Origin of the sequence: Halorhodospira abdelmalekii (assembly GCF_016583625.1) — a bacterium.
Lineage (GTDB): Bacteria > Pseudomonadota > Gammaproteobacteria > Nitrococcales > Halorhodospiraceae > Halorhodospira > Halorhodospira abdelmalekii.
Genome location: NZ_NRRN01000129.1, coordinates 1 through 1,013, shown reverse-complemented (window position 1 = coordinate 1,013; position 1,013 = coordinate 1). Strand labels below are relative to the sequence as shown.

Sequence of the window (1,013 nt, the reverse complement as noted above, 5' to 3'; positions counted from 1 at the left end):
CGATCAGTCCATGGTCACGGAGCAGCCGGCGGTACGCCCTGGAGCAGTACTGGCTGCCACGATCCGTATGCACCAGCACCCCGGTGGGGCGACCCCGCCGGTCCACGGCCATCTGCAGGGCGTCACAAGCCAACTCAGCGCTCATGCGCTCCTGCATGGCCCAGCCGATCACCTTGCGGCCGCAAAGATCGAGCACGACGGCGAGATAGAGCCACCCTTCGCCGGTCGAGAGGTAGGTGATGTCACCGACCCATTTCTGGTTCGGCTGCTCGGCCAGAAACCCTTGAGCCAAGTGGTTCGGAGCAACCGGCAAGTTGTGGGCGGAGTTCGTCGTCACCTTGAACCGACGCGTGATACGCGCCCGAAGCCCCTGGCGGCGCATGCTCCGGGCCACCGTCTTGCGGTTGACCGTGACGCCTTGCTTGCAGAGGGAGCGCGTAAGGCGAGGTGACCCGGAGCGCTGCTTGGCGCCGTTGAAGGCCTTTTGGACCCTCTCATCGAAGATCCGCTGACGCTCTTCTCGAGCGGTGCGGGCCGCCTTATTCCGGCACCATGCGTAAAATCCGCTGCGGGCGACGCCCAGAATCCGGCACATCGCCTGGGTCCGATGCTCGTGACGGTGCTGATCGATAAATGCGTACTTCACTTCTGGTTTCTCGCGAAGTACGCCGCGGCCTTTTTTGTAATGGCCAACTCCTCGTTCGCCTCCGAGAGCTGGCGCTTGAGCCGAGCATTTTCATCGGCAAGCGCCTGCTCACGCTGCGACTGACTGGCCGCATTGCGAGCCTTGATCCTCCACTGGTAGATCTGCGCCGGCTGGAGGCCGAGCTGCTCGGCGGCCTCACTGACACCGACGCGCTCGGCCAACGCCAGGGCCTCATCGCGGTATGCCTGGCTGTAGCGCGTGCGCTTGGGCTTCGTCTTGCTCTTACTCATCGGGGTAGCTTGCCTCGTCATGGATCACCTCGTCGAATGGTAGCTATTGAGGTGTCCACTGTTGGTGGGCAAGACCA

1 pseudogene is annotated in these 1,013 nt (G+C 63.3%); it reads right to left on the bottom strand.

The annotated features are described in order from the left end of the window. Window positions 1-936, bottom strand: a pseudogene (locus CKO15_RS13770) (IS3 family transposase); the annotation flags it as partial. Between the last annotated feature and the right edge of the window lie 77 nt (window positions 937-1,013).